Here is a 2,057-nt window from a genome sequence, read left to right on the forward strand (position 1 = left end):
TATGCTGTTTTTGGTAATCCGATAGCGCACAGTAAATCGCCTTTTATTCATCAGCAATTTGCAGAGCAGCTGAAGATTGATTACTCCTATGGACGCGTACTGGCGCCGATCAATGACTTTGTGAATTCGCTGAACGCCTTTTTTGCTGAGGGGGGGAAGGGGGCAAATGTCACCGTTCCTTTTAAAGAAGAGGCGTTTGCGCGTGCCGATGAATTAACAGAGCGGGCATCGCTAGCTGGAGCAGTTAACACCCTTAAACGGCTGGAGGATGGACGTTTGCTGGGAGATAACACGGATGGTATCGGTTTATTAAGCGATCTTGAGCGTTTATCTTTCATTCGTCCCGGATCGCGAATTCTGCTGATTGGTGCGGGCGGTGCATCCCGTGGGGTATTGCTACCTCTTCTTTCTATGGATTGTGCGGTAACCATTGTTAATCGTACGGCCTACCGCGCTGAAGAACTGGCACAGCTCTTCTCTCATACCGGTAGCGTGCAGGCGGTGGGAATGGACGAACTTGATAATCGCAGCTTTGATCTGATTATTAACGCGACGTCCAGCGGTATTAGCGGTGAGGTCCCGTCTATTCCTGCATCTCTTATCCATCCCTCCGTCTACTGCTACGACATGTTTTATCAGAAAGGGAATACGCCGTTCCTTTCCTGGTGTGAAAAGCATGGGGCGAAACAGTATGCCGATGGTCTGGGGATGCTGGTGGGGCAAGCTGCACATGCTGTTTTACTCTGGCATGGTGTTTTACCCCAGATTGAGCCGGTCATTAAAAGCATGCAACAGGAATTGTCGGCATGAATCAGGCGATCCAGTTTCCCGATCGAGAAGAATGGCGGACGGATGTAAATGCCATTGTTTTCCCTGCAATGGTTCATGGTATGCAGTTAACATGTGCCATATCGGGAAAGATGTTGGCGTCCCGCTTTGGCGGCGACACGCCTGAACAGTGGCTGGAAACCTTTCGATTACATCGCTGGGACCTGGAAGAAGAGGCCGAAGCATTGATCCAGGACCAGCAGGAAGACGCTCAGGGTTGGGTGTGGTTACTCTGACTTAAATACTCATCTTTCCACTTAACATAGTTGTTAGCTGAGTATTGCAAGCCTGCTTTCTCTTCATCGCTTAATGGACGAATCTGCTTAACCGGGCTTCCCAGGTACAGATATCCACTCTCCAGGCGTTTGTTTTGCGGAACCAGGCTTCCCGCCCCAATCATAACGTCGTCTTCAACAACGACACCGTCCAACAGAATCGATCCCATGCCGACTAATACGCGGTTACCAATGGTACAACCGTGCAGCATGACTTTATGACCAACTGTGACATCTTCACCTACGATCAGCGGATTACCCTGCGGATTGGATGTAGATTTATGTGTGACATGTAGAACGCTGCCGTCCTGAATGTTTGTACGCGCACCGATTTGCACGTAGTTCACGTCGCCACGGATCGCGACCAGTGGCCAAATTCCGACATCATCAGCCAAACGAGCATCGCCAATGACGACACTACTGGTGTCGATCATCACGCGTTTTCCGATCTGTGGGAAAAGATCCTTATAAGGGCGCAGTACATCAGACATGTTTACCTCAGCGAAAATAGAGCGGTAATGAAGACTTTGGTTGGATTATCGAGACTGTGCAAGTGATTTATCTATCAAAAATCAGCCAAATTGCGCAGGAATATAGCGAAAGGGGTGAAAAACAAGCATTCAGCAAAAAAGATCCAAAAAACACTTGTGCTAAAAAATGGGATCCCTATAATGCGCCTCCATCGACACGGCGGATGTGAATCACTTCACGCAAACAGCCCGGTCGGTTGAAGAGAAAAACCTGAAAATGAGGGTTGACTCTGAAAGAGGAAAGCGTAATATACGCCACCTCGCGACAGAGCGCTAAAGCGCGTCGCAACTGCTCTTTAACAATTTATCAGACAATCTGTGTGGGCACTCGAAGATACGGATTCTTAACGTCGCAAGACGAAAAATGAATACCAAGTCTCTGAGTGAACACGTAATTCATTACGAAGTTTAATTCACGAGCATC

At 48.4% G+C, this 2,057-nt stretch carries 3 protein-coding genes; 2 read left to right on the forward strand and 1 reads right to left on the reverse strand.

The annotated features are described in order from the left end of the window. On the forward strand, positions 1-810 hold an 810-nt coding region (aroE, locus tag KQJ18_RS23645; RefSeq protein ID WP_216422908.1), incomplete at its 5' end, for a shikimate dehydrogenase. Continuing rightward, a complete protein-coding gene (locus KQJ18_RS23650; protein ID WP_038634625.1) occupies positions 807-1,064 on the forward strand; it encodes a DUF1488 domain-containing protein in 258 nt (85 codons plus the stop codon). The genes aroE and KQJ18_RS23650, both read left to right, overlap by 4 nt. On the opposite strand, the gene KQJ18_RS23655 is transcribed toward KQJ18_RS23650, so the two are convergent. Continuing rightward, entirely contained in the window at positions 1,040-1,594 is a 555-nt protein-coding gene (locus KQJ18_RS23655) for a gamma carbonic anhydrase family protein (RefSeq protein ID WP_038634622.1), read from the reverse strand. The two genes, KQJ18_RS23650 and KQJ18_RS23655, sit on opposite strands and share 25 nt — an antisense overlap. Between the last annotated feature and the right edge of the window lie 463 nt (positions 1,595-2,057).

The sequence above is a fragment of the Citrobacter sp. S55_ASV_140 genome (assembly GCF_018919505.1).
In the GTDB taxonomy this organism is placed as follows: domain Bacteria; phylum Pseudomonadota; class Gammaproteobacteria; order Enterobacterales; family Enterobacteriaceae; genus Citrobacter; species Citrobacter werkmanii.

Bases quoted from the DNA above. Each gene is read 5' to 3' on its own strand.
- KQJ18_RS23655 (WP_038634622.1), bottom strand. From the start codon at position 1,594: ATGTCTGATGTACTGCGCCCTTATAAGGATCTTTTCCCACAGATCGGA.
- KQJ18_RS23650 (WP_038634625.1), top strand. From the start codon at position 807: ATGAATCAGGCGATCCAGTTTCCCGATCGAGAAGAATGGCGGACGGAT.